Here is a 24,139-nt window from a genome sequence, read left to right on the forward strand (position 1 = left end):
GGGGCCGAGGTTGGAACAGCGTCGCGGCTGCGGCGTTTCCAACAATGCGGCATTGGATCACGGCTTGGTCCGGCAAGCAATCGCCCGGCACAATCAAGCAAATGTCGCCGGATCGGCAGGTCGATTCACCTGCATGATTTCCTGTGCCGGCGTATGCGGCGAAGACAATAAATTCCTTCGCCGCCGATCCGAACAAAAGCGCCGCTCGGTTGTTCTCATTATCAGCCGCTCTACTGGCGGATGCATTTTGGAGGAAGATATGATCAGGCATCATCATTTCATGCTGTCCACAGTTGGTGTCGCGATGCTCGCTACGGCCGCCATGGCCCAGACCAGCGCGCCGACGCCGCCGTCTTCAGCGCCCGCCGCGCCGACGGCCACGCAGACGAGTGCCAGCACCCCGGCCCCGACCAATCTGGCCGGCCAGGGCAAGTGGCGCACGAGCAAGCTGATCGGCGTCGACGTTTACGGTCCTGACGACAAGAAGGTGGGTGACGTCACCGAGGTGATCGTCGACAAGACCGGCAAGATCGAGATGGTCACCATCGGCGTCGGCGGCTTCCTCGGTATCGGTTCGAAGGATGTCGCAGTTCCCTTCGACCAGGTGACCTGGAGCGACCAGCCGATGGCCGCGGCAGCCCCTGCACCCGCTCCGTCCGGCAGCGCCGGCAGCACGGGTGGCGGCATGGCCTCTCCGCCGGCCGCGGCGGCCCCGAAGGCGCCGGCGATGTATCCGGATCACGGCAAGATCACGATGACCAAGGACCAGCTCAAGGCGGCTCCGAGCGTGACCTATTCCGGCACCTGACGGATCCACGGCCTGAACTGGGCCCGATAGCTCAAAAGGCCCGCCTCGCGAAAGCGGGGCGGGCCTTGCCCTGCCTGCATCAGGCCGTGGCGATGTCCCGCAGCAGCGGCGGGATGGCCTCTGGCAGATCGTCCGCGATCAACCCCATTCCAAGCCTCTCCCCCGCAAGACCATGGAGCCAGACGGCCGCACAACCGGCCTCGAAGGCGGGCATGCCCTGCGCCAGCAGGCCGGCGACCAGCCCGGCGAGCACATCGCCGGACCCCGCCGTCGCCAGCGCCGCCGATCCCGTGACATTGATCGCACCGCGTCCATCCGGCGCGGCGATGACCGTATCGGCTCCCTTGTAGACGATGACGGCTCCCGACAGCGCCGCGGCCTTCCGCGCCCGTTCGAGCTTCGAAGGCTCGGCGGCAATGGCGGGCTCTTCGCCGAACAGACGCTGGAACTCGCCCTCATGCGGCGTCAGCACGGTCCCGCCGCCGCGCCCGTCCAGCAGGCGCGCGCCACCATCGGAAAGCCCTGCAAGCGCGGTCAGGGCGTCGGCATCGAGCACCGCCGGCCTGTCATCCGCGATCACCGCCCGCAGCAGATCGTCCGCGCGCCGGTCGAGCCCCAGCGCCGGACCGGCCAGGACAGCCGAAACCCGGCGATCCCGGAGGAAGGCCTCCAATGCTCCACGATCGGCAACGGCCCGCTGCATCAAGGCGTCCGGCCCGCGCGCCGCATGAACCGGCAGGGCCTCGGGCTCGCAGAGCAGGATCGCGAGCCCGGCACCGACCCGCAGCGCCGCACGCGCGCTCAGCCTCGGCGCGCCGACACCGGCAACCCCGCCGGCCAGGACAGCGACCGCGCCGCGCCGGAACTTGTGCGTATCGGCCTGGTGTTCCGGCCAGGCATGGCGCCAAAGCAGGAGGTCGTTGCGGAATGCTGTCACCCCGACCGCTTCGAGCGCGGCCTGAGCCGGAATGCCGATATCGGCGACCGTCACGGGGCCGCAGAGCGACCGCCCCGGCTGCAGCAGGTGGCCTGGCTTCAGCCGGAAGAAGGTGACGGTTTCGCTCGCCTTGACGGCAATGCCTTCTGCCCGGCCGGTATCCCCCGATACGCCGCTCGGCATGTCGATGGCAATGACGGGACGCCCCACGCCGTTGAGACATGCCACCGCTTCGGCAAATGCCCCGGCCAGCGGGCGCGTCAGCCCGGCCCCGAACAGCGCATCGACGAAGACATCGCCCTGCATATCGGGAAGCGCGTTCAGCGGCTCGATCGGTCCGGCCCAGCGCTCCAGTGCGATAGCGGCATCGCCGACGAAGCGGTCAGCGGCGCCCGGCAGCACCACGCGGACCCTGAGCCCGCGTTCGCGCAGAAGCCGCGCCGCGACGAAGCCGTCGCCGCCATTGTTGCCCGGCCCACAGAGTAGGATGACGGATCCTCCCGCCCCTGCCCGCCTGAGAGCGGCCTCCGCCACCGCACGGCCCGCCCGTTCCATGAGCGCAATGCCGGGCGTGCCCGCCGCGATGGCCACGCGATCGGCGGCTGCCATCTGCTGCGTGGTCAGCAAGGCGAGCTCCGCCCTGTCCTTCATGTCGGCGCGTCTGTCGTCCATGCCGCATCTTCAGGCGCCGTCCGGCAGGCCGCAAGCTGCGGCGGAATGCCGCTTATGATCAACGGATATGCACTTGCCCATTTTTTATGCTGTTTATTGCCTTTTCGCCGGGCGTGTTGGCGGGCGCTGCCGCATGGCGGGGCGTCGGCGCCAATGCTATGAGCAGAAGCAAGGCTGCAGGCGTCCAGGGCTGCGGGGTTCGTTCCCGCGCCGGAAGGCTCCGCCAGCTACAGTCCGGCTCGGCCGGATCTCGAGACGCAAGGGAGGCCGGTCGGCGCATGAAGAAGATCGAAGCGATCATCAAGCCCTTCAAGCTGGACGAAGTGAAGGAAGCGCTCCAGGAGGTCGGGCTGCAGGGCATCACGGTCCTGGAAGCCAAGGGCTTCGGCCGCCAGAAGGGCCATACCGAACTCTATCGCGGCGCCGAGTACGTCGTCGACTTCCTGCCGAAGGTGAAGATCGAGATCGTTCTCGCCGACGAGATGCTGGATCGCGCCATCGAGGCGATCACGAAGGCCGCCCAGACCGGCCGGATCGGAGATGGCAAGATTTTTGTATCGAGCATCGAGGGGGTGATCCGCATCCGCACCGGCGAGACCGGCGCGGACGCGATCTGAGGTCGTCTCCCCATCATCGGATAACGAGCCGCAGGCCGGATGGAGCCGGTTGCGGCAGCGTGAATGTGAACATGGCTGGCAAGAGGAATTGCTGAAATGAAAAGCGCCAAGGATGTCCTCAAGGCGATCAAGGACAACGACGTCAAATACGTCGACTTCCGCTTCACCGATCCACGCGGCAAGTGGCAGCACTGGACCTTCGACGTCAGCATCATCGACGAGGACATCTTCGCCGAGGGCACGATGTTCGACGGCTCCTCGATCGCCGGCTGGAAGGCGATCAACGAGTCCGACATGCTGCTGATGCCGGATCCGACGACCGCCGTCATGGACCCGTTCTTCGCGGCTCCGACGATGGTCATCAACTGCGACGTGCTCGAGCCCGCCACCGGCGAACCCTATAGCCGCGATCCGCGCGGTATCGCCAAGAAGGCCGAGGCCTATCTCAAGTCGACCGGCATCGGCGACACCGTCTATGTCGGCCCCGAGGCCGAATTCTTCATCTTCGACGACGTCAAGATCGCCGCCGACCCGTACAACACGGGCTTCAAGCTCGACGCCGCCGAGCTGCCGACCAACGGCATGACCGATTACGAGGGCGGCAATCTCGGCCACCGCATCGCCACCAAGGGCGGCTACTTCCCGGTCCCGCCGCAGGACATGGCGCAGGACATGCGCGGCGAGATGCTCGCGGCCATGGCCTCGATGGGCGTCGCCGTCGAGAAGCACCACCACGAGGTCGCCTCGGCCCAGCACGAGCTCGGCATGAAGTTCGACACGCTGGTGAAGACCGCCGACCAGCTGCAGACCTACAAGTACTGCATCCACAACGTCGCCCAGAGCTACGGCAAGACCGCGACCTTCATGCCGAAGCCGGTCTATGGCGACAACGGCTCGGGCATGCATGTCCACCAGTCGATCTGGAAGAACGGCAAGCCGCTCTTCGCCGGCAACAAATATGCCGACCTGTCGCAGGAGTGCCTCTGGTACATCGGCGGCATCATCAAGCATGCCAAGGCGCTGAACGCCTTCACCAACCCCTCGACCAACTCCTACAAGCGCCTCGTCCCGGGCTATGAGGCCCCGGTGCTGCTCGCCTATTCGGCGCGCAACCGCTCGGCCTCCTGCCGTATTCCGTGGACGACCTCGCCGAAGGCCAAGCGCGTCGAGGTCCGCTTCCCCGATCCGATGGCGAACCCCTATCTCGCCTTCTCGGCCCTGATGATGGCCGGCCTCGACGGCATCGTGAACAAGATCGATCCCGGCCCGGCGATGGACAAGGATCTCTACGACCTGCCGCCGCGCGAGCTCAAGAAGATCCCGACCGTCTGCGGCTCGCTGCGCGAAGCACTGGAATCGCTCAAGAAGGACAACGCCTTCCTCAAGGCCGGCGGCGTCTTCTCCGACGACTTCATCGAGAGCTATATCGAGCTCAAGATGCAGGATGTGGCGCGCTTCGAGATGACGCCGCACCCGGTCGAGTTCGCGATGTACTACTCGTACTGAGGGATTTTCGGCCGGCTGCGCAGGCACTGGCCGAGACCGCAGGACATGGAAGGCCGGGGCGGCAACGCCTCGGCCTTTTCGTTGGGCGCCGGAGTCGCGAAGCCGAGTCGCGAAGCGGGGTAACCTCGCCTTCACGCGTGATCGGGCAGGTTCGGTGGAGAATTGCTGGATGGCGGTGCTCAGGCTTGCAGACGATCTCGATCAACGGGCGCTTTCTCGGTCAGCCGCTGACCGGCGTGCAGCGCTTTGCGTTCGAACTGACCAAGGCGCTCGACCGGCGGATCGGCGCAGGCGCGCTTCCCGAAAAGCTCAAGGATGCGCGCTGGCGCCTCCTCGCTCCGGAAGATGTCCCCCAGACCGATCAATTCCGGCATATCGCGCTCGAACGCTTCGGGCCGTTCTCAGGCCACCTCTGGGAGCAGACAGCGCTCGCGCGCCGGGCGGCGGGAGACATCCTCGTCGGCTTCGGCGGCAGCGGCCCCCTGCTCCACCGCCGGCAGCTCGTCGTCATCCATGACGTCACCATCTTCCGCCATCCGGAAGCCTTCAGCAGGGCTTATCGCGCCACCCACAAGGCTCTCGGCTTCGGGCTGACGCGAACGGCGCGCATCGCGACGGTCTCGCGGTTCTCGCGCGGCGAGCTCGGCACGATCTTTCATGTCCCCCCGGAAAACATTCCGGTGATCTACAACGCCACCGACCATTTCTCTGGACTGGTTCCGGATGAAACCGTCCTGCCGCGCCTCGGCCTCGAGGGCACGAACTTCTTCTTCATGCTCGGCACCTTGAAGCCCAACAAGAACATCGATTTCGCCATCCGCGCCTTCGATGCCCTCGGCGATCGCGGCTGGAAGCTGGTCATCGCGGGCGCTCTCGACCGGAGCGGCGTCTTCAAGGCGGATGCGCCGGCAAGCGCCGACAACCTCATCTTCACCGGGCGGCTGACCGATGCCGAGATCGTCGCGCTCGAACGCCGCGCCCGCGCCTTCGTCTTTCCAAGCCTCTACGAGGGCTTCGGCATCCCGCCGCTCGAAGCGATGACGCAGGACTGCCCGGTCATGGCTTCGGATATTCCGGCGGTCCGTGAAGCCTGCGGCGAGGCGGCGCTCTATTTCGACCCCCGCGAGCGCGCCAGCCTCGAAGGCGCGATGCGCCAGGTCATGGATGCAGGTGGTGATGCGTCCGGGCTGGTCGAAAAGGGCCATGCCAATCTCGCCCGCTTCTCCTGGGACAAGAGCGCAGAGACCCTGTTGTCGACCCTGTCGGACATGGCCACGCCGCGGCTCTGACTACGTGCTTCACGAGATATCCGGCGGAGCACCCTGGCGTTGAAGCAGAGCGGTGACGGTCGCGACCGCCGGCGGGATGCATAGCAGCATGACGGCCAGCGACACCGGCAACGATGCCTGCGGCGTGCCGGCATTGGCGAGCCCGGCGATGGCGAACGCGGCGAGCGCGCTGCCCAGCGTGAGCCCGGGCCAGCGGAACGGCATCGACAGGAACAGCGGTGTCCCCGCGATCATGGCCACGGCCGCCCCCGCGGCACCGCTGTAGAGCAACCCGGTCAGCGAGCCGCCTGACAAGGTCCAGCCGGCGAGCGAGCTCAGGTTGAGCAGGATGGCGTCGGTCACGGCCAGCCCGATGATCGGCCTGAGCCGCTGCGTCAGATGTGCAGGCGTCGGCAGCAGGTTCTGCACCCATGCCCGCAGCAGCGCGAGGATCGTCACGGCCGGCGCGGCGAGCAGGAAGGTCTCGCGCAGTTCGGCCTTGACCAGCCAGGTCGCGGCCGGCGCCAGCAGGCACAGGATCACCGCCGCCGTCACCAGCGAACAGTTCGCAAGCTGTGCGTAGTAGCCGCCAAGGCGCTCGCGGAATACCGGCGAACCCGGCTCGCGGTCATAGCTCGCGACCAGTTCGGGATAGCGGATCGCATGGAGCGCCGAGACGACCAGGATGAAGGGCCGCTGCAGCAGGTCGAGTGCCAGCAACGCGCCGGCCGCGCCCTGGCTGCCGACCACCGCCGTGATCAGTGCCTTGAGACCGAGCGGCGCCAGCAGGCTGGCTACGGATGCTCCGGCCGAAACGCCGCCATAGGCCAGGTACTTCTTCAGCAGATGACGCTGCGGCCGATGGAGCCCGCGCGCCAGAGGACCGCCCGCAAGCCGCGCCAGCACGCTATAGACGAGGCTTCCGGCCAGCATGCCGGCCACCGCGCCCGAAAGCGTCGGGGCGAGCATGGCTCCGCCGACCGTGCCGATCGCCAGGAGTGAGGCCCGGGCAGCCTGCAGGATCGAGAACAGCCGAAAATCCTGCCGGAAGCGCAGCATCGTCAGGTGCAATTCCGAGCCGCCCTGGAACACCGCAAAGAAGGCTCCGCCGACAGCGATGCCCGGCGCAACCGCGCCCAACGCGAGAACGCCTCCTCCCGCGAGCAGGCAAAGAGCAGCGCAAACGGCGAAAGCATACGCGATGACCGAGCGCTGCGCCGTCTCATCGGCGCCGGGATAAAACCGGCTGCAGGAGAACCGGATCCACTCGAAGACGGCGATGCTGGCGAACTGGCTGATCGTGACGAAGAGCGAGTAATGCGTGAAATCCCGTGCCGGCAGGATGCGCGAGACCAGCAGCAGCAGCACGAGCGCCAGCACGGCCTGATAGACATAGGCTCCGAGAGCGGCGATCTGGCCCACCGGCGCGACGCTCCGCTCAGGCCGCGCGAACGGGCGCGGCACATGGCAGCACGCCGCTATCGACCGATCCGCAATCCGTGACGATGACGCGAAACATCCCATTGCCCTCCGGCCACAGGCCTAGGGCATAAAGGTTGATATTTCCGCGCGGCCCGGGCGGCGTTCAGGAGAAATGCAGAACCGCAAGCCCGGCCGAAGCGGCGATCGCCGCCAGCCACCAGACCCAGCGCGAGGCGTGCTGATCGCTCGCCGCCAGGGGCGTGCCGATGACATCCTCATGACCGAAGGATTCGCCGGCGAGGCGTGCAGCACGCTGCAAACCCGCGATACCCGCAACCGGCACTGACTGACGCGACGCCACGGCCTTCTCCCCCTCTAGACCGATCATAGCGCATTGCGGAAATCCGCATAGGCCCGACCGCGCTGACCATCCTCGGCACGGATGGTTAACGTGGCCTGAACAGGCCTGTTCCAGCTCGCTCTTGCGCATGCAGGCGACAGGGATGTGACGGGAATGCGCGCCCGTGCGGCAAGGCGGTTCCGATCCATGGATGAGGTGTCTATAAGCTGCCCCTGACAGGGCATGGTGGCCCGCAATGCGTTAGAGTTCACAGTCGCGAATCAGGAAGAATCGGTTGGCAATGGCGGATAACGGCGATCTTTTCGGCGGAGAACCGGAGCGGCCCGACGCGGCAAGCCCGCGGCCGGAAGCGCGCCCGCCCGCCGCGAGCCCCAAGGCGGCCCCCGCACCGGCAGCCCCTGCCCGTAACGGCACGCTGTCCGAGGCCGGCTACGACGCTTCGGCGATCGAGGTCTTGGAAGGGCTGGAGCCGGTGCGCCGCCGACCGGGCATGTATATCGGCGGCACCGACGAACGCGCCCTGCACCATCTCTTCGCCGAGGTGATCGACAACGCCATGGACGAGGCGGTGGCCGGCCACGCCACCTTCATCGATGTCGAATTGTTCGAGGACGGCTCGATCGCCGTCACCGACAATGGCCGCGGCATCCCGGTCGACCCGCATCCGAAATTTCCGGGCAAGTCGGCGCTCGAAGTCATCATGACGACGCTGCATGCCGGCGGAAAGTTCGATTCCAAGGCCTATGAGACCTCGGGCGGCCTGCATGGCGTCGGCGTCTCCGTGGTCAATGCGCTGTCGGACCGGCTGGAAGTCGAGGTCGCGCGCGGCAAGACGCTCTATCGTCAGGTCTTCTCGCGCGGCCTGGCGCAGGGGCCGCTGGAAACCGTCGGCGCCGTCGCCAACCGGCGCGGCACCCGGGTGCGCTTCCACCCCGACGCGCAGATCTTCGGCGAGGGCGCGGCCTTCTCGCCTGCCCGCCTGTTCAGGATGGCGCGCTCCAAGGCCTATCTCTTCGGCGGCGTCGAGATCCGCTGGACCTGCGCAGCGTCGCTGCTGAAGCCCGAGGGCGACGTCGCCGCCGAGGCGGTGTTCCGCTTCCCCGGGGGCTTGCGCGACTATCTCGGCCGCGAGATCGAAGGCAAGGACCTCGTCGCCGAGCCGATCTTCTCGGGCAAGATCACGCGGGAAGGCAGCCACGGCTCGCTCGAATGGGCGGTGGCCTGGCTGGCGACCGGCGAGGACGGCTTCTCGTCGTCCTATTGCAACACGATCCCGACGCCCGAGGGCGGTACCCATGAGCAGGGCCTGCGCATCGCCCTGCTGCGGGGCCTGCGCGACCATGCCGAGCGGATCGGCCAGTCCAAGCGCATGGCACAGGTGACCTCCGACGACGTGATGGCGACCTGCGCCGCGATGCTCTCGGTCTTCATCCGCGAGCCGGAATTCCAGGGCCAGACCAAGGACAAGCTCGCGACGCTGGAAGCCTCCCGCATCGTCGAAGGCGCGATCCGCGACGCCTTCGACCATTGGCTCGCCGCCGCGCCGCAACAGGCGCTGCGCCTGCTCGACTGGTCGGTCGACCGGGCCGAGGAGCGCCTGCGCCGGCGCCTCGAAAAGGAAGTCTCGCGCAAAACCGCGACCCGGAAGCTGCGTCTGCCCGGCAAGCTCGCCGATTGCTCGAATGCGGGCGCCGCCGGCTCCGAGCTCTTCATCGTCGAGGGCGACTCGGCGGGCGGCTCGGCCAAGCAGGCGCGCAATCGCTCGAACCAGGCGATCCTGCCCCTGCGCGGCAAGATCCTCAACGTCGCCAATGCCACGCGCGAAAAGCTCAATGCCAACCAGCAGCTCGCGGATCTCATCCTGGCACTCGGCTGCGGCATCGGCACCCAGTTCCGCGAGGACGACCTGCGCTACGAGAAGGTCATCGTCATGACCGACGCCGATGTCGACGGCGCCCATATCGCCTCGCTGCTGGTCACCTTCTTCTGGCGCCAGATGCCGCGCCTGATCGAGAAAGGTCATCTCTATCTTGCCGTGCCGCCGCTCTACCGCCTCCAGCACGGCGGCAAGAGCGTCTATGCCCGCAACGACGCCCATAAGGACGAGCTGATCGAGACCGTCTTCAAGGGCAAGAAGCCGGAGATCTCGCGCTTCAAGGGCCTCGGCGAGATGATGCCGGCCCAGCTCAAGGAAACCACGATGGACCCGAGCAAGCGCATCCTGCTCAAGGTCATGGTCGATCACGAGGCCAAGGAGGAAACCTCCGACACGGTCGAGCGCCTGATGGGCAACAAGCCGGAAGCCCGCTTCGTCTTCATCCAGGAACGCGCCGCCTTTGCCGGCGAACTGATCGACCTGTGAGGGCTGAGCCCTGCATCCTTGCAGGGCTGGGCCTCAAGCCCGGCGGGCTGCCCGGACGCCTGTTTGCCGCCAGGGTTCGCGCATGTCGAACCTTCCCCACGCACCGGACCGCCATGACCGCCACCATCACGCCACCGCCCGGGACTGGCCGCTGAGCGCATGGGCGAGCCTGCTTCCCCTCCATCTCGACGCGACGGCGATCTGGCATCGCCGGCCGGACAAGTATCCTGGGACGACATCCGGATCTTCAACGCCATCGCCGTCGGCGGGTCGATGGCCGTGGCAGCGGCGCAGCTGGGCCTGAGCGAGGCAACGGTCGCGCGCCGGCTGAAGGGCTTCGAGACCGGGCTCGGATTGCAGCTCTTCACCCGCGAGGCCAACCGGCTCGTGCCGACCGCGGTCGGCATTGAGCTCGCAACCGAGGCGGCCCTCGTGGAAGCCGCCGCCAGGCGCTTCGCGATCCGCGCGGACACGGCTCGCCCGCGCGCCGACGCGCCCGTCCGCATCACCGCCACCACCTCGATCAGCCTGCTCCTGACCATGAACGCGACAGCGATCTCGCAGGCCGCAGGCGGGGTCGAGATCGTCATCATCAGCACGCGCAACCGGCTCGACCTGGCGCGCGGCGAGGCCGATATCGCGCTCCGCATGACCCGGGTTCCGGGCGAACCCGGCCACTACGCGCAGAAGGTCGGGCGGCTGATGCAGGCGCTCTACATTCGCCGCGACATCGATCCCGCGACCGCGCCGATCATCTCGGTCAATCGCGAAACCTCCTCGCGGATCGACGACCACATCATGAACTATGCCGCCGGCCGGCCGATCGCGGCGCGCGTCGGCGATTCGGCCGCGCGCTACGAAAGCATCCGCTCGTCCGGGGCGCTGTCGATGGCGCCCTGCTTCATGGGCGATGCCGACCTGACCTTGCGCCGCCTCCAGCCGCCGCCCGAGCAGACCGGCGACGACATCTTCCTGGTCTCGCATGAGGTCTCGCGCCGCAGGCCGGGCGTCGCCGCCGTGCTGAGCGCCCTGCGCAAGCTGTTCAAGGAACAGCAGGCCCGCCTCATGGGCAGAACCGGCGAGAACGCGGGCGATCGCTAAAGTCGTCCGCAATCCGGCAAGACTTGGCTAACCATCCTTTTACTGCTGAGGGCGCATGCTGCCGCAAAGCTCGTGATGTCACGGGCCGTGGAGAGTGCGCCATGCGCCTGATCGAACTGTTCTGGAAGAACAATCGCGGCACCGTCGCCGCCGATATCGCCAAGGCCGGCGCGGCCATCGCCTTCCTGTCGGTCATCGCCGCGAATTTCCTGTCGAGCCAGACCGCTTCGCTCGACAAGGACCGCATGGCTCAGGTCAGCCTCGCCGCCTCCAAGCGCGACCCGATGACCACCGGTTCGATCGCCAAGGCAGCGGGCGAAGCGAAGCTCGACCCCTGCGCCTTGCCGCGCTGACGGCCATCAGCCGAGCCAGCGCAGCAGCTCCGCCGTCACCGCTTCCGGCGCTTCCAGCGTCGACAGATGGCCGCAACCCGGCACGATCGCGAGGCGGGCCGCGCTGCCGGCAAGGCCCGCCATCTCCCGGGCCTCTGCGACAGGCGTGATCTCGTCGTCCTCTCCGACCAGCACCAGCGTCGGGATCGACAACCCCGCCAGCATTGGCCGCGAGTCCGGCCGCTTCATGATCGCCTTTTGCTGGCGCACGAAGCCGTCGACCCCGACCTCATCGGCCATCCCGCGCACCAGCAGACGCAAGGGCTCGTCGGTCAGGCGCGCCGGCGCGACCAGCTTCTGCCAGAGCAGCGTCGTGACGTTGTCGAAAGCCCCCTTCTCGGCCAGCGCAATCATCTGCTCGCGTGGCACATTGGTCTCGGGCGTTGCCGGCTTGGCGCTGGTGTCGAGCAGGGCGAGCCGCGTCACGCGCTCCGGCGCCTGGCGCAGCACCTCGAAAGCGACATAGCCGCCCATCGACAGGCCGCAGAGTGCGAAACGCGGCGGCGCAGCCGCGAGCAGGCGTTTCACGATGGCGGAGAGCGTGTCGTCGCGGGCGTGATCGGCGACCAGGATCGGGCGTCCCGCGGCAAGCGCAGGCCATTGCGCAGCATAGAGCGCGGCGTTGCAACTCAGGCCGGGAACGAGAACAAGCGGCTCCTTCATGAGGTAATAACGGTCCTTCCAGGGCTAGATGATTGACTTTGCCGCGTTTTCTTTGCATTCCACACGGGTCCGAAGGCGCGCAGGAACTGTCGTCGCGCCAACGCGGTGGTTGAGCAGGTCATCCCGCCGTGTTTCACCGACCCAGAAGAAGCACCATACGCGATGTCATTTGCCGAACTCGGCTTGAGTGAAAAGGTTCTGACGGCCGTCACGGCCGCAGGCTATAGCACGCCGACCCCCATCCAGGCCCAGGCCATTCCGCATGTCCTCGCCCGCAAGGACGTTCTGGGCATTGCCCAGACCGGCACCGGCAAGACCGCGGCCTTCACCTTGCCGATGCTCACCATCCTGGAAACCGGCCGTGCCCGGGCCCGGATGCCGCGCACCCTGATCCTGGAACCGACGCGCGAGCTCGCGGCACAGGTCGAGGAGAATTTCACCCGCTACGGCGTCAACCAGAAGCTCTCGGTTGCGCTCCTGATCGGCGGCGTCTCCTTCGGCGACCAGGACGCGAAGATCACCCGCGGCGTCGACGTGCTGATCGCGACTCCCGGCCGCCTGCTCGACCATGTCGAGCGCGGCAAGCTGCTGCTGACCGGCGTCGAGCTCCTCGTCATCGACGAGGCCGACCGCATGCTCGACATGGGCTTCATCCCGGACATCGAGCGAGTCTGCAAACTTGTTCCCTTCACCCGGCAGACGCTGTTCTTCACCGCGACGATGCCGCCGGAGATCACCCGCATCTCCGAGCAGTTCCTGCACAACCCGGTCCGTGTCGAAGTCTCCCGGCCCGCCACGGCGGCAGCGACCATCACCCAGCGCCTGATCGCCTCGAATTCGCAGGATTTCGAGAAGCGCGAGACGCTGCGCAAGCTGATCAAGGGCGCGACCGACCTGCAGAACGCCATCGTCTTCTGCAACCGCAAGCGCGATGTCGCGACGCTGCACAAGTCGCTCCAGCGCCATGGCTTCCCGGCGGTGGCGCTCCACGGCGACATGGATCAGTACGCCCGCATGGCGGCGCTGGAATCGTTCCGGACCGGGGAGAATCCGATCCTCGTCGCCTCCGACGTCGCCGCGCGCGGCCTCGATATTCCCGCCGTCAGCCACGTCTTCAATTTCGACGTCCCGACCCACGCGGAAGACTATGTCCATCGCATCGGCCGCACCGGCCGCGCCGGTCGCGAAGGCGCCTCCTTCACCATCGTCACGCGCCATGACGACAAGCTCGTCGCGGCGATCGAGAAGCTGACCGGCCAGGCGATCGCCTTCGAAGGCCCCGGCCTCGACGCGCTGCCTCCGGGAGAGCCGCGCGACGAGCGGCGCAGTGGCCGCCGGGATGAGAAGCGCAGCTCCTCGCGGGGCGGTCGCGGGCGCCCCGAGCGCGGCGCACGCGCGGATTCCGGCGCCTCGCGGCCGGACGCCGATGAGACCGCGGCCGATACGCAGCGCAAGCCACGCCGCGTGCCGATCCGGCCGGATTCCGAGACGGCAGCGCCCCCGCCCGCCGCGCGCAGTCAGGACGCCCCCCGCCGTGGGCGCGGCCATGGTCGCGACGACGATGACGGCCCGCAGGTGAAGGGTCTCGGCGATCACGTCCCGGCCTTCCTGCTGCGCCCGGCGCGTGTCGGATAACGTTACGGCATCAACCGGTTTTTAACGATGTCGACCTAGATTGCCCTTCGCTGCGACGGGATGACCTTCGCAGCGGACGGGCGCATGCCGCCGTAGATACGGACAGGATGTCCCGCTTCGATTGTCTTGATCGAAGCTGACGTGGCCGAAGGCCGCGACCCGGCTTCATACCGGAATGGCGATGGCATGGACGACCTGGTTTCGGTTCCCGCCCGCACTGATGATCTCGCAGAGCGCGTCGTCGCTGCGATGCGGGAGCATGGCTCGCCAAGCTATCCCCGCGCCTTCGAGGTCTGGTACGCCCATCTCAGCGGCGAGATGCCGGCCGTCAGCGTCGCGATGAGCGCCATCCTCACCGGTAGCGACGGGCAGGTTACCGCTGCCGATATCGACAGCCTCTACGAGCGCTTCATCAGCACGGAACGCTTCGCGCGCCAGGCCGAGCGCACCAGCCTGCAGGTGCTGGGCGAGATCGACGCGATGATGGGGCTGGTCGACCAGGCACTCGGCTCCAGCGAGCTTTATCACGGCCGGCTCTGCGCCATGTCCGAGGATGTGCCCCCGGCGACCGACCGCCACAAGCTGCGCGAATGGGTCGAGGCGCTGGTGATGTCGACGCGCGAGGAGGTCTCGCGCAAGGCACAGCTCGAAGCGGAATTGCGCAACAGCTCCAACGAGATCCGCAACCTGCGCGAGGCACTGGAATCGACCCGCGCCGAGGCCCTCACCGATCCGCTGACCGGCCTCGCCAATCGCCGTCATTTCGAGGAGATGCTGCAGAAATCGATCGATCAGGCGACCCTGCGGCGCGAGCCCTTCGCGCTGGTCATGGCCGATATCGACTTCTTCAAGCGCTTCAACGACGCCCATGGCCATCTCACGGGCGACCAGGTGCTGCGCCTTGTCGCGCGCACGATGAAGGACAAGTTCAAGGACAAGGCGATCATCACCCGCTTCGGCGGCGAGGAATTCGCCATCATCCTGCCCGAAGCCGACCTGATCGCCGGCAAGTTCGGCGCCGAGACCGTGCGTCAGGCGCTGCTGACCCGCGAACTGATCAAGCGCTCGACCAACGAGAATCTCGGCCGCATCACCATCTCGCTCGGCGTCTCCAGCTATCGCCGCGGCGATACCGCCGGCTCGCTGGTCGACCGGGCCGACCAGTCGCTGATGCAGGCCAAGCGCGACGGCCGTAACCGCACCGTCACCGAGGATGCCCTGGAGACGGCCAGCCGCGTGGCTTGAACGAGCCGGATTCCAGCGGGCGTGAACTCAGGATGCCGCCAGCGCGCTCTCGCTGCGCGGCTTGATCTCGACCGATTCGCCGCAGCCGCAGGCCGAGACCTGGTTGGGATTGTTGAAGACGAAGGTCGACGAGAACCGGTCGGTCTTGAAGTCGAGTTCTGTGCCGAGCAGGAACAGCACCGCCTTGGCATCGACGACCACCGTCGCGCCCTTGTCGGTCACGATCTCGTCGCCCTTGCCGGTCGCGCGGGCGATCTCGAAGGTGTACTCCATGCCGGCGCAACCGCCCTTCTTGACGCCGACCCTGAGGCCGAGCGCCGGCGCGTCGCCGCCCGGGGACTGCGCCATGATCTCGCGGATACGGGTGGCCGCGGCGTCGGTCAGCGAAATGACCTTCAGGCCCGGTATCGAAAACATCGGTGTCCCTCCTCGACCGGGTTCAAGGCCCGGTGAAGCAAGATTGTTCCCGGTAACATAGGGATCGGCAGGGCTTTCGTCGAGATGTCCCCTTCATGCCATGCGCTTCGTATCCGCCCCCTGCCCGCCCCACGCATTGCGGAACCGCCCCGCTCATGCACTCTGGCGCTTGAGAATCCCGAGGCCACAGACCTCATCGAATAAGACCTCTTCCAAACGGCAGGAACCCCATGGCGCATCGTCTGCACCGCCCCGAATCGCTGCACGCCCTCGTCCGCGACATGGTCGTGAAGGCCGGCTGGACCGAAGCGGAGGCGCAGGAGACGGCCGACCATCTCGTCCTTGCCAATCTCAGCGGCCATGACAGCCACGGCGTCGGCATGCTGCCGCTCTATTTCCAGTCGCTGGCCGACGGCAATCTTGATCCGCAGGTGCGCCCCGAAACCCGGGTCGACACCGCTCCTTTCCTGATCATCGACGGCAAGATCGCGCTCGGCCAGCCCAACGCGCGCAACGCCGTCGACCGGGCGGTGGCGATGGCGCAGGCCGGTGGCGTCGCCATCGTCAACCTGCTCGATTCCCATCATATCGGCCGCATCGGTCATTATGCCGAGGTCGCGGCCGCGGCCGGGCTGATCTCGTTCTTCTGGGTCAATGTCGCCGGCCGCCCACCGATCGTCGCGCCCTATGCGGCGAAGGAAGCCCGATTCGGCACCAATCCCCATGCGATCGGCATCCCCGTCCCCGGCGGCGATCCGCTGATCCTCGATTTCGCCACCAGCCGCATGGCCCATGGCAAGGCGCGAGTCGCCCTCAACAAGGGCGAGGCAGTGCCGCCCGGTTACATCATCGACGGCGAGGGCCGCCCGACCACCGACCCGGCCCATGTCTTCGCCAGCCCGGACCATCCGCTCGGCGCGCTCCTGCCCTTCGGCGACCACAAGGGTGCCGGCCTTTCGCTGATCGCCGAGTTGCTCTCGGCCGGGCTGATGGGCGCGGCGCGGATCGACCAGAAGCCGCAGAAGACCTGGGTGATCAACTCGCTCTTCGGCGTCATCATCGATCCGGCCCGGCTGGAGCCGGATGCAGAGCTGCGCCGCTCCCGCACCGAAAGCTATCTCGCCTTCGTCCGCGCCGCGAAGCCGATGGACCCGGCCAATCCGGTGCTCGCGCCCGGCGACAAGGAGCGCAAGGTCAGGGTCGAGCGTCAAGCGGCCGGCATCCCGCTCGACGACGAGACCTGGTCGCAGATCGTGGCCGCCGCCGCGAAGCACGGCATCGACGCCGAGAGCTACTGATCCATGTCGCCCGCGGCCTACAACGCCTTCTGCGCGAGCCTGCCGGCCACGAGCCATGTCGTGCAATGGGGTGGCGCCGATGTCTGGAAGGTCGGCGGCAAGGTTTTCGCCCTCGGCCGGCAGCAGGAGGACGGCGAGATGGCCGTGTCCTTCAAATGCTCGCCGATGGCCTTCGATATTCTGGGCGAGCAGCCGGGCCTCAGGCCCGCGCCCTATCTCGCCTCGCGCGGCATGAAATGGATCCAGTGGCTCAACGGCGAGAGCATGCCGGACGACGCCCTGCAGGACTATCTCGCCGAAAGCCACCGCCTCGTCGCCGCTGGGCTGACGAAGCGGGCGCGGGCCGAGCTGGGGCTGGGCTAGGCGACGCGGTCGCTTGCAGCGCCGCCACCTTTTGCCATTCCGGGGCTTCGCGCAGCGAAGAACCCGGAATGACAAAGATTGCGCCTATAGCAGCGCCTCTCCACGGAACATCTGCACGCAGGAGCCGCCGACGGTCGCGCGGATACCGTCCTCGCCGCGGCGCGCGGTCAGGTTCAGCAGGCTGGGACGCCCCATCTCGACGCCCTGCGTCAGCGTGAAGCGCGCTTCGCCCTCGCCGCTGAGCGAGAGCAGCAGGGCTGCGACCGTGGCGCTGGCGCTGCCCGTCGCCGGGTCCTCCCATGTTCCGCTGATCGGCGCGAACATCCGCGCGCGGATATCGGCGGCACCGTCTCGTGCATAGAGGAACAGCGAGAAGCGGCCCTCCAGCCCCGGCGTACCGTCCCGTACGGCCCGGAACCGGCTCAGGTCCGGCGTGGCACGCGAAAGCGCTTCCAGGGTCACCTCGGCGAGGACGAAAAAGACGCCGACCGAGGCGCGCACCGGCTGGTGGTTCGCCACGACGATGTCCGACGGCTCAAGGCCGGCACAGGCCGCGATTGCGTCGGCCGGCAATTCGATGCTCTTCGTCAGGGCCTGGGGCGCGGCGATCGTCGCGCCGGTGACCGTACCCGCGGCGTCGCGTGCGACCTTGACCTCGACCAGCCCGGCAAGCTCCTCGAAGCGCAGCACGCCGCCGCGATCGCGGCCATGACGGGCGAGCACGAAGGCGGTGCCGACATTGGGATGCCCGGCGAAGGGCATCTCATGCGTGCGCGTGAAGATCCGGACCCTGGCGTCGTTGGCCGGATCGTCCGGTGGCAGGACGAAGGTCGTCTCGCTGTAGTTCATCTCCCCGGCGAGCGCCTGCATCTGGGCATCGGAGAGCCCGCGCGCATCGGTGAAGACGGCGAGTTGATTCCCGCCGAAGGAGCGGTCGGTGAAGACGTCGACGGTCTCGTAGGGAAAGCTGGGCATGGCGGGCTCCGGTGGCGACAATCCTTCGCCCCGTCTTGATGCCATCCTTCTCCGGCCGGGAATAATGAAGGTCGATCATGCGATCGATCACGTGCGCGCGACCGCCGCCGTCACAGCAGGAAATGCAGGCCGAAGCCGATGATGACGAAGCCGGTCGCGACGATCTGCGCGATGAAGAGCGGCTTCAGCCGGAACGCCTGCGTGGCGTGAAATTCGGCGCGTTCCGAGCGCGACATCCGTTCGCGGGCCTTGAACTGCTCGGCCAGGGCCGAGGGATCGCTGCTCGCCCCGTCGCGTTCGAGGTCCATCCGCACGGTGATGAAGCCGATGATGAGACCCAGGACGCCGAGGCCGAAAAAGCCGACGAGCCGCAGCGAAGCGTAAAACACGCCGATCAGCAGAGCGGCCAGGAAGGGAAAGACCAGATAATCCCATTTCGTCTCGCGCATGGAGCGATCATGCGCGAGAGTGCTGGAGGGGTCCAGCCTCACCACATGTCGAGCGCGACGCGGGCCTCGTCGGACATGCGTGACTGATCCCAGGGCGGATCGAAAGTCATGTTGACGGTGACGCCGGCGACGCCCGGCACCGTGCCGACGGCATTCTCGACCCAGCCCGGCATCTCGCCGGCGACCGGACAACCCGGCGCGGTCAGCGTCATGTCGATCGTGATCTGCCGGTCGTCGGCGATGTCGACGCGATAGATCAGGCCGAGCTCGTAGATGTCCGAGGGGATCTCGGGATCGTAGACCGTTTTCAGGGCGGCGATGATGTCGTCCGTCAGCCGGTCGATCTCTTCCGGCGGCAATGCGGTGCCCTTGCCCATGGCGGGCGCGTTCGGCTTGATCTCTTCAGCGACGCTGTCGGTCATCTCTTCAAAATCCCGGTCAGGCGAACAGGCTCTCGGCCTTCCGCAGGGCATCGACCAGCTTGTCCACCTCTTCGAGCGTGTTGTAGAGCCCGAAGGAGGCACGGCAGGTCGATGTCACTCCATATCGTGCCAAAAGCGGCATGGCGCAATGGGTGCCGGCGCGCACTGCGACACCGGCACGGTCGATCACGGTCGCGACGTCATGGGCATGGGCGCCCTTCATCTCGAAGGCGACGATCGCGCCCTTCTCCCGCGCCTTGCCGAAGATGCGGATCGAGTTCATCTCGCCGAGCCGCTCCATCGCATAGGCGCCGAGCTTGGCCTCGTGCGCGGCGATGTTCTCGCGGCCGAGCGCCATCATGTAGTCGAGCGCGGCGCCCAAGCCCACCGCCTCGACGATCGCCGGCGTGCCGGATTCGAAGCGGTGCGGCGGATCGTTATAGGTGACGCTGTCTTCGCTGACGGTGACGATCATCTCGCCGCCACCCTCGTAAGGCGGCAGCTTGTCGAGCCATTCCTTCTTGCCCCAGAGGATGCCGGAGCCGGTCGGCCCATAGGTCTTGTGGCCGGTGAAGGCGTAGAAATCGCAGCCCAGCGCCTGCACGTCGACCGGCAGATGCACGGCGCCCTGGCTGCCGTCGACCACCAGCGGAATGCCGTAGGAGCGGCAGATCGCGGCGACCTCGGCGATCGGGATGATCGTGCCGATCGCGTTCGACATCTGGGTCAGCGACACCACCTTGGTGCGCGGCGAGATCAGCTTCTCGAATTCCTCGACGAGGAAATTGCCGTCCTCGTCGATCGGCGCCCATTTGATCACGGCGCCATGGCGCTCGCGCCAGTAATGCCAGGGCACGATGTTGGAATGGTGCTCCAGGATCGAGAGGATGATCTCGTCGCCTTCCTGGATCTTCAGGTATCGGCCGAGCGATGACGCCACCGTGTTGAGCGCGCCGGTGGAGGAGCGCGTGAACACGATCTCCTCCAGATGCGCCGCGTTCAGGAAGCGGCGCGCGCTTTCGCGTGCCGCCTCATAGGCTTCCGTCGACGCGTTGGCGAGATAGTGCAGGCCGCGATGGACGTTGGCATAGTCCTCCCGCATCAGCCGCGTCATCGCCTCGATCACCGCTTCCGGCTTCTGGGCCGAGGCGGCGTTGTCGAGATAGACCAGCGGCTTGCCATAGACTTCCCGGCTCAGGATCGCGAAATCCTTGCGGACGCCCAAGACGTCATAGGGCTGCACCAGCGCGTTCATCGGTTCAGGCCTTTCCGGGCGAAGCCGGAGCCTTGTCGGCGACGAGCACGCCGCCATGGCCCCAATCCTCGCGCTCGATCTCCTGGATCACGATATGGGTGTTCTGCGGGTCCTTTCCGAGGACGCGCACCAGCGTTTCGGTGAAGGTCTTGACGATCTCGGCCTTCTGCGCGCGGGTCGCGCCCTTGGTGATCTGGACGTTGATATAGGGCATCAGACGGTACTCACCTCGGAAGCGGCCTCGCGGGCCTTCAGCCACGTTTCGACCTCGGCCATCACGAGATCGCGCACATCCTCATCAGTGATGAACTCGACCGCCTCGCCGGCGAAGGCCTGCAGCACCAGCGCCTCGGCCTGCGGCCGCGGCAGGCCGCGCGCCATCAAATAGAAGAGCTGGTCGCCGTCGATCTGCGCGACCGTCGCGCCATGACCGCAGACCACGTCATCGGCGAAGATCTCGAGCTCGGGCTTGTTGTACATCGAGGCGCCATCGTTGAGCAGCAGCGCATTGCTCTTCATGCTGCCATCGGTCTTCTGCGCATGCTGGCGCACGATGACCTTGCCCTGGAAGACGCCGGTCGACTCGCCGCTCGCGATCGTCTTGAACAATTCGCGGCTGGTGCCATGAGGCACCTCGTGGTCGACGATCAGCGTCACGTCCGAATGCTCGGAGCCGCGCAGCAGATTGACGCCGCGCAGGCCTGCCTCGGTGTGCTCGCCGGCATAGCGGACGAAATGCTGCTGGCGCACCGTGCCGGCATTGCAGATCAGCGCGAAGGAATCGAACTTCGCGTGAGCGCCGACCGTGGCGAGCAGGCTCTGCACCTCGACCGTCGCCGCCTGCTGGCGGGTGACGATGCGGATATGCTGGATCTCGCTCTCGTCGCCGGTCTCGAAGACGATCGCGCCGTTGATCTGCTGCGCGGCATGGCCGGCGGCTTCACTGACCTCGACGATCGTCCCCTTCGTGCCCTTGCCGGCAAGAACGACCGAGCGATGGAACACCGCCCGCTCTTCCTCGCCGGAAGCGAGCGCAACGATCACGATCCTTTCGTCGAGTTCGACGCCTTCGGCGATCTCGACGAAGACGCCGCCGCGCATCAGCGCCGTGTTGAGCGCAAGGCCGGTATCGTCAGCGCCGACCGAGGGACCGGCCAGGACGCGTGTCAGGTCCTCGCGCGGCGAAACCAGCGCCTCGGCAAGCGACTGCACCGAGACACCCTCGGGGATCGCGTCGAGCGTGGAGAGGTCCGGCGCGAAGGCGCCATCGACCAGCACGAGACGCAGGCCATCGAGCTTCAGCGCGGCAAGCCGCGCCTTGACCGCCGCCGTGACGCCAGCCCCGCCGGCGAGCGGGCGCGCCTCGCGCAGCAGCGTGCGCAGATCGGTATAGCGCCAGGATTCGAGCCGGCGATGCGGCAGGCCCTTGGCCTCGAAGCCGGCGAAGGCGTCCTCGCGCAGCTTGCGCACGGCCGGGCCGCCCGGCAGCTCGGCCTTGCTGTCAGCGTATTGCTGAACGAGCTGCTGTTCGGCAGCCGTCTTCAGCGGGGTGACGATGGCCATCAGGCGGCCTCCCCATAGGCCGCATAGCCCGACTTCTCGAGCTCGAGCGCCAGCTCCTTGCCGCCGGTCTTCACGATCCTGCCCTTCGACATGACATGGACGGTGTCCGGCACGATATGGTCGAGCAGGCGCTGATAGTGGGTGATGACGAGGAAGCCGCGGTTCTTGTCGCGGAGTGCGTTGACGCCCTCCGCGACGATGCGGAGCGCATCGATATCGAGGCCGGAATCGGTCTCGTCGAGGATGCACATGGACGGCGAAAGTAGAGCCATCTGAAGGATTTCCATGCGCTTCTTCTCACCGCCGGAGAAGCCGACATTGAGCGGACGGCGCAGCATGTCCTTGGCGATGCCGAGCTTGTCGGCGGCGGCGTTGACCTGCTTGATGAAGTCCGGCGTCAGCAATTCGTCCTGGCCGCGGGCCTTGCGCTGCGCGTTCATCGCGGCCTTCAGGAAGGTCATGGTGGCGACGCCGGGAATCTCCAGCGGGTACTGGAAGGCGAGGAAGATGCCGGCGGCGGCGCGGGCATCGGCCTCCATCTCCAGCACGTTCTCGCCATTGAGCAGGATCTCGCCATCGAGGACCTCATAGTCCTCCTTGCCGGCAATGACGTAGGACAGCGTGGACTTGCCGGAGCCGTTCGGCCCCATGATGGCAGCGACCTCGCCATCGTTCACGGTGAGGTTCAGGCCGTTGAGGATCTGCTTGTCCTCGTCGGCGATCTTGACGACCAGATTGCGAATTTCGAGCATCGTTTCGTTCCTGTGTCATCCCGTGCGCGGTGCGGCACGCAGTGCTGCTCCGCAGACCCGGGACCGTTATGTCCAGTGTTAATTCCGATGACGGTCCCGCATCTGCGCAGCGGCACCCTGTGCCGCAGCGCGTGCGGGAAGACCGCCCTTATCCAACCGAGCCCTCAAGCGAGATCGAGATCAGCTTCTGCGCCTCGACGGCGAATTCCATCGGGAGCTGCTGCAGCACCTCCTTGACGAAGCCGTTGACAATCAGCGCCACCGCCTCCTCCTCGGAGAGGCCGCGCTGCTGGCAGTAGAACATCTGGTCCTCGCCAATCTTCGACGTGGTCGCCTCGTGCTCGAAGATCGCGGTCGCGGTCTTGGCCTCGATATAGGGGATCGTGTGCGCGCCGCACTGGTCGCCGATCAGCAGCGAATCGCAGTTGGTGAAATTGCGCGCGCCGGTCGCCTTGCGATGGGCCGAGACGATGCCGCGATAGGTCGAGTCCGACTTGCCGGCCGCGATACCCTTGGCGATGATCTTCGAGGTCGTGTTCTTGCCGAGATGCAGCATCTTGGTGCCGCTATCGACCTGCTGCATGCCGTTCGACACCGCGATCGAGTAGAACTCGCCGCGCGAGCCGTCGCCGCGCAGGATGCAGGACGGATATTTCCAGGTGATCGCCGAGCCGGTCTCGACCTGCGTCCACGAGATCTTCGAGTTCTTGCCGCGGCAATCACCGCGCTTGGTCACGAAGTTGTAGATGCCGCCCTTGCCCTCGGCATCGCCGGGGAACCAGTTCTGCACGGTCGAGTACTTGATCTCGGCATCGTCCAGCGCGATCAGCTCGACCACGGCGGCGTGAAGCTGGTTCTCGTCGCGCTTCGGCGCCGTGCAGCCTTCGAGATAGCTGACATAGGCGCCTTCGTCGGCGATGATCAGCGTGCGCTCGAACTGGCCGGTATTCTGCTCGTTGATGCGGAAATAGGTCGACAGCTCCATCGGGCAGCGCACGCCCTTGGGGATGTAGACGAAGGAGCCGTCGGTGAAGACCGCGCTGTTCAGCGTCGCAAAATAGTTGTCCGTCACCGGGACGACCGTCGCGAGGTACTTCTTCACCAGCTCGGGATGCTCCTGGATCGCCTCGGAGATCGAGCAGAAGATCACGCCGGCCTGCGCCAGCTCCTTCTTGAAGGTCGTGACCACCGAGACGGAATCGAAGACGGCATCGACCGCGACGCGGTTCTCAGGGGCGACGCCGGCCAGGATTTCCTGCTCGCGCAGCGGGATGCCGAGCTTCTTGTAGGTCTCCAGGATGGCCGGATCGACGTCGTCGAGCGATTGCGGCGAGGCACCCTTCTTCGGCGCGGCGTAGTAGTAGAGGTCCTGGTAGTCGATCGGCGGATAGTTCACGCGCGACCAGGTCGGCTCGGTCATGGTCTTCCAGCGACGGAAGGCGTCGAGCCGCCATTCCAGCATCCATTCCGGCTCGTTCTTGCGGGCCGAGATGTAGCGGACCGTGTCCTCGGTGAGGCCCTTGGCCGGCTTGTCGACCTCCAGCTCCGTCACGAAGCCGTATTTATACTCGGTCACGTCGATGGACTTGACCTGATCGATGGTCTCCTGGACCGCTGCCATTTCTCAGTCTCCAGTGCGGGTTCAAGGCCCGCCGG

Annotated in this window: 24 protein-coding genes; 11 read left to right on the top strand and 13 right to left on the bottom strand. The window is 66.7% G+C overall.

Features of this window, described 5'->3' with window-relative positions; translation table 11 throughout:
* Positions 1 to 10 precede the first annotated feature (10 nt).
* Positions 11 to 808: a PRC-barrel domain-containing protein gene (locus ACWIEX_RS10700; protein WP_454033016.1), complete on the top strand. Its 798-nt coding sequence runs from the start codon at positions 11 to 13 to the stop codon at positions 806 to 808.
* 79 nt (positions 809 to 887) lie between these two features.
* On the opposite strand, the gene ACWIEX_RS10705 is transcribed toward ACWIEX_RS10700, so the two are convergent.
* Positions 888 to 2,417 (bottom strand): NAD(P)H-hydrate dehydratase, encoded by a 1,530-nt coding sequence (locus ACWIEX_RS10705; protein WP_454033017.1) that lies wholly within the window; start codon positions 2,415 to 2,417, stop codon positions 888 to 890.
* 278 nt (positions 2,418 to 2,695) lie between these two features.
* Here ACWIEX_RS10705 and ACWIEX_RS10710 point away from each other — a divergent pair, with 278 nt between their 5' ends.
* The 3 genes from ACWIEX_RS10710 (at position 2,696) to ACWIEX_RS10720 (ending at position 5,829) form a co-directional block, all read left to right on the top strand.
* Positions 2,696 to 3,034 carry a P-II family nitrogen regulator gene (locus ACWIEX_RS10710; protein ID WP_061967805.1) on the top strand — a complete coding sequence of 113 codons (339 nt, stop codon included), beginning with the start codon at positions 2,696 to 2,698 and terminating at the stop codon, positions 3,032 to 3,034.
* 96 nt (positions 3,035 to 3,130) lie between these two features.
* Positions 3,131 to 4,540, top strand: coding sequence for a type I glutamate--ammonia ligase (glnA, locus tag ACWIEX_RS10715; RefSeq protein ID WP_454033018.1), 1,410 nt, complete (start codon positions 3,131 to 3,133; stop codon positions 4,538 to 4,540).
* A 185-nt stretch (positions 4,541 to 4,725) separates the two neighbouring features.
* Positions 4,726 to 5,829 carry a glycosyltransferase family 4 protein gene (locus ACWIEX_RS10720; RefSeq protein WP_454033019.1) on the top strand — a complete coding sequence of 368 codons (1,104 nt, stop codon included), beginning with the start codon at positions 4,726 to 4,728 and terminating at the stop codon, positions 5,827 to 5,829.
* A gap of 9 nt (positions 5,830 to 5,838) precedes the next feature.
* Here ACWIEX_RS10720 and ACWIEX_RS10725 read toward each other — a convergent pair whose 3' ends face one another.
* Both ACWIEX_RS10725 and ACWIEX_RS10730 read right to left on the bottom strand, forming a co-directional pair.
* Positions 5,839 to 7,230 (bottom strand): hypothetical protein, encoded by a 1,392-nt coding sequence (locus ACWIEX_RS10725; protein WP_454033020.1) that lies wholly within the window; start codon positions 7,228 to 7,230, stop codon positions 5,839 to 5,841.
* Between the two features lie 163 nt (positions 7,231 to 7,393).
* Positions 7,394 to 7,591, bottom strand: a complete 198-nt coding sequence (locus tag ACWIEX_RS10730) for a hypothetical protein (RefSeq protein WP_454033021.1) — start codon at positions 7,589 to 7,591, stop codon at positions 7,394 to 7,396.
* A 280-nt stretch (positions 7,592 to 7,871) separates the two neighbouring features.
* On the opposite strand from ACWIEX_RS10730, the gene parE reads away from it, so the two are divergent.
* The 3 genes from parE (at position 7,872) to ACWIEX_RS10745 (ending at position 11,407) form a co-directional block, all read left to right on the top strand.
* Positions 7,872 to 9,953: a DNA topoisomerase IV subunit B gene (gene parE / locus ACWIEX_RS10735; RefSeq protein ID WP_454033022.1), complete on the top strand. Its 2,082-nt coding sequence runs from the start codon at positions 7,872 to 7,874 to the stop codon at positions 9,951 to 9,953.
* A gap of 159 nt (positions 9,954 to 10,112) precedes the next feature.
* Positions 10,113 to 11,054, top strand: a complete 942-nt coding sequence (locus ACWIEX_RS10740) for a LysR family transcriptional regulator (RefSeq protein ID WP_454033023.1) — start codon at positions 10,113 to 10,115, stop codon at positions 11,052 to 11,054.
* Between the two features lie 101 nt (positions 11,055 to 11,155).
* Positions 11,156 to 11,407 (top strand): hypothetical protein, encoded by a 252-nt coding sequence (locus ACWIEX_RS10745; RefSeq protein WP_454033024.1) that lies wholly within the window; start codon positions 11,156 to 11,158, stop codon positions 11,405 to 11,407.
* 6 nt (positions 11,408 to 11,413) lie between these two features.
* Here the strand turns inward: ACWIEX_RS10745 and ACWIEX_RS10750 are convergent, their stop codons facing one another.
* A complete protein-coding gene (locus ACWIEX_RS10750; RefSeq protein ID WP_454033025.1) occupies positions 11,414 to 12,109 on the bottom strand; it encodes an alpha/beta fold hydrolase in 696 nt (231 codons plus the stop codon).
* A 162-nt stretch (positions 12,110 to 12,271) separates the two neighbouring features.
* Here ACWIEX_RS10750 and ACWIEX_RS10755 point away from each other — a divergent pair, with 162 nt between their 5' ends.
* Positions 12,272 to 13,744, top strand: coding sequence for a DEAD/DEAH box helicase (locus tag ACWIEX_RS10755; protein WP_454033026.1), 1,473 nt, complete (start codon positions 12,272 to 12,274; stop codon positions 13,742 to 13,744).
* A gap of 186 nt (positions 13,745 to 13,930) precedes the next feature.
* Positions 13,931 to 14,989: a GGDEF domain-containing protein gene (locus ACWIEX_RS10760; protein WP_454033027.1), complete on the top strand. Its 1,059-nt coding sequence runs from the start codon at positions 13,931 to 13,933 to the stop codon at positions 14,987 to 14,989.
* Positions 14,990 to 15,016: 27 nt separating this feature from the next.
* On the opposite strand, the gene ACWIEX_RS10765 is transcribed toward ACWIEX_RS10760, so the two are convergent.
* Positions 15,017 to 15,406 (bottom strand): HesB/IscA family protein, encoded by a 390-nt coding sequence (locus ACWIEX_RS10765; RefSeq protein WP_454033028.1) that lies wholly within the window; start codon positions 15,404 to 15,406, stop codon positions 15,017 to 15,019.
* 230 nt (positions 15,407 to 15,636) lie between these two features.
* Here ACWIEX_RS10765 and ACWIEX_RS10770 point away from each other — a divergent pair, with 230 nt between their 5' ends.
* Positions 15,637 to 16,704: a malate/lactate/ureidoglycolate dehydrogenase gene (locus tag ACWIEX_RS10770; protein WP_454033029.1), complete on the top strand. Its 1,068-nt coding sequence runs from the start codon at positions 15,637 to 15,639 to the stop codon at positions 16,702 to 16,704.
* Between the two features lie 3 nt (positions 16,705 to 16,707).
* The gene (locus tag ACWIEX_RS10775; RefSeq protein ID WP_454033030.1) at positions 16,708 to 17,067 is read left to right on the top strand and encodes an MmcQ/YjbR family DNA-binding protein; all 360 of its coding nucleotides are present in this window, start codon (positions 16,708 to 16,710) and stop codon (positions 17,065 to 17,067) included.
* An 84-nt stretch (positions 17,068 to 17,151) separates the two neighbouring features.
* Here the strand turns inward: ACWIEX_RS10775 and ACWIEX_RS10780 are convergent, their stop codons facing one another.
* From ACWIEX_RS10780 to sufB, 8 genes are all read right to left on the bottom strand, one after another.
* Entirely contained in the window at positions 17,152 to 18,042 is an 891-nt protein-coding gene (locus tag ACWIEX_RS10780; RefSeq protein WP_454033031.1) for a PhzF family phenazine biosynthesis protein, read from the bottom strand.
* A gap of 110 nt (positions 18,043 to 18,152) precedes the next feature.
* On the bottom strand, positions 18,153 to 18,491 hold the full coding sequence (locus ACWIEX_RS10785; protein WP_454033032.1) for a hypothetical protein: 339 nt from the start codon (positions 18,489 to 18,491) through the stop codon (positions 18,153 to 18,155).
* A gap of 38 nt (positions 18,492 to 18,529) precedes the next feature.
* Entirely contained in the window at positions 18,530 to 18,913 is a 384-nt protein-coding gene (locus ACWIEX_RS10790) for an SUF system Fe-S cluster assembly protein (protein WP_454033033.1), read from the bottom strand.
* 16 nt (positions 18,914 to 18,929) lie between these two features.
* Entirely contained in the window at positions 18,930 to 20,168 is a 1,239-nt protein-coding gene (locus tag ACWIEX_RS10795) for a cysteine desulfurase (RefSeq protein ID WP_454033034.1), read from the bottom strand.
* A 4-nt stretch (positions 20,169 to 20,172) separates the two neighbouring features.
* Positions 20,173 to 20,382: a tautomerase family protein gene (locus ACWIEX_RS10800; protein ID WP_061967772.1), complete on the bottom strand. Its 210-nt coding sequence runs from the start codon at positions 20,380 to 20,382 to the stop codon at positions 20,173 to 20,175.
* Positions 20,382 to 21,731 carry a Fe-S cluster assembly protein SufD gene (sufD, locus tag ACWIEX_RS10805; protein ID WP_454033035.1) on the bottom strand — a complete coding sequence of 450 codons (1,350 nt, stop codon included), beginning with the start codon at positions 21,729 to 21,731 and terminating at the stop codon, positions 20,382 to 20,384. The genes ACWIEX_RS10800 and sufD overlap by 1 nt, the downstream gene beginning before the upstream one ends.
* Positions 21,731 to 22,483, bottom strand: coding sequence for a Fe-S cluster assembly ATPase SufC (sufC, locus tag ACWIEX_RS10810; protein ID WP_061967769.1), 753 nt, complete (start codon positions 22,481 to 22,483; stop codon positions 21,731 to 21,733). Before sufC ends, sufD begins: the two co-directional genes overlap by 1 nt.
* Positions 22,484 to 22,631: 148 nt before the next feature.
* Positions 22,632 to 24,104 (bottom strand): Fe-S cluster assembly protein SufB, encoded by a 1,473-nt coding sequence (gene sufB, locus ACWIEX_RS10815; protein WP_454033036.1) that lies wholly within the window; start codon positions 24,102 to 24,104, stop codon positions 22,632 to 22,634.
* Positions 24,105 to 24,139 lie beyond the last annotated feature (35 nt).

It is taken from the genome of Allobosea sp. NPDC055353 (assembly GCF_053644975.1).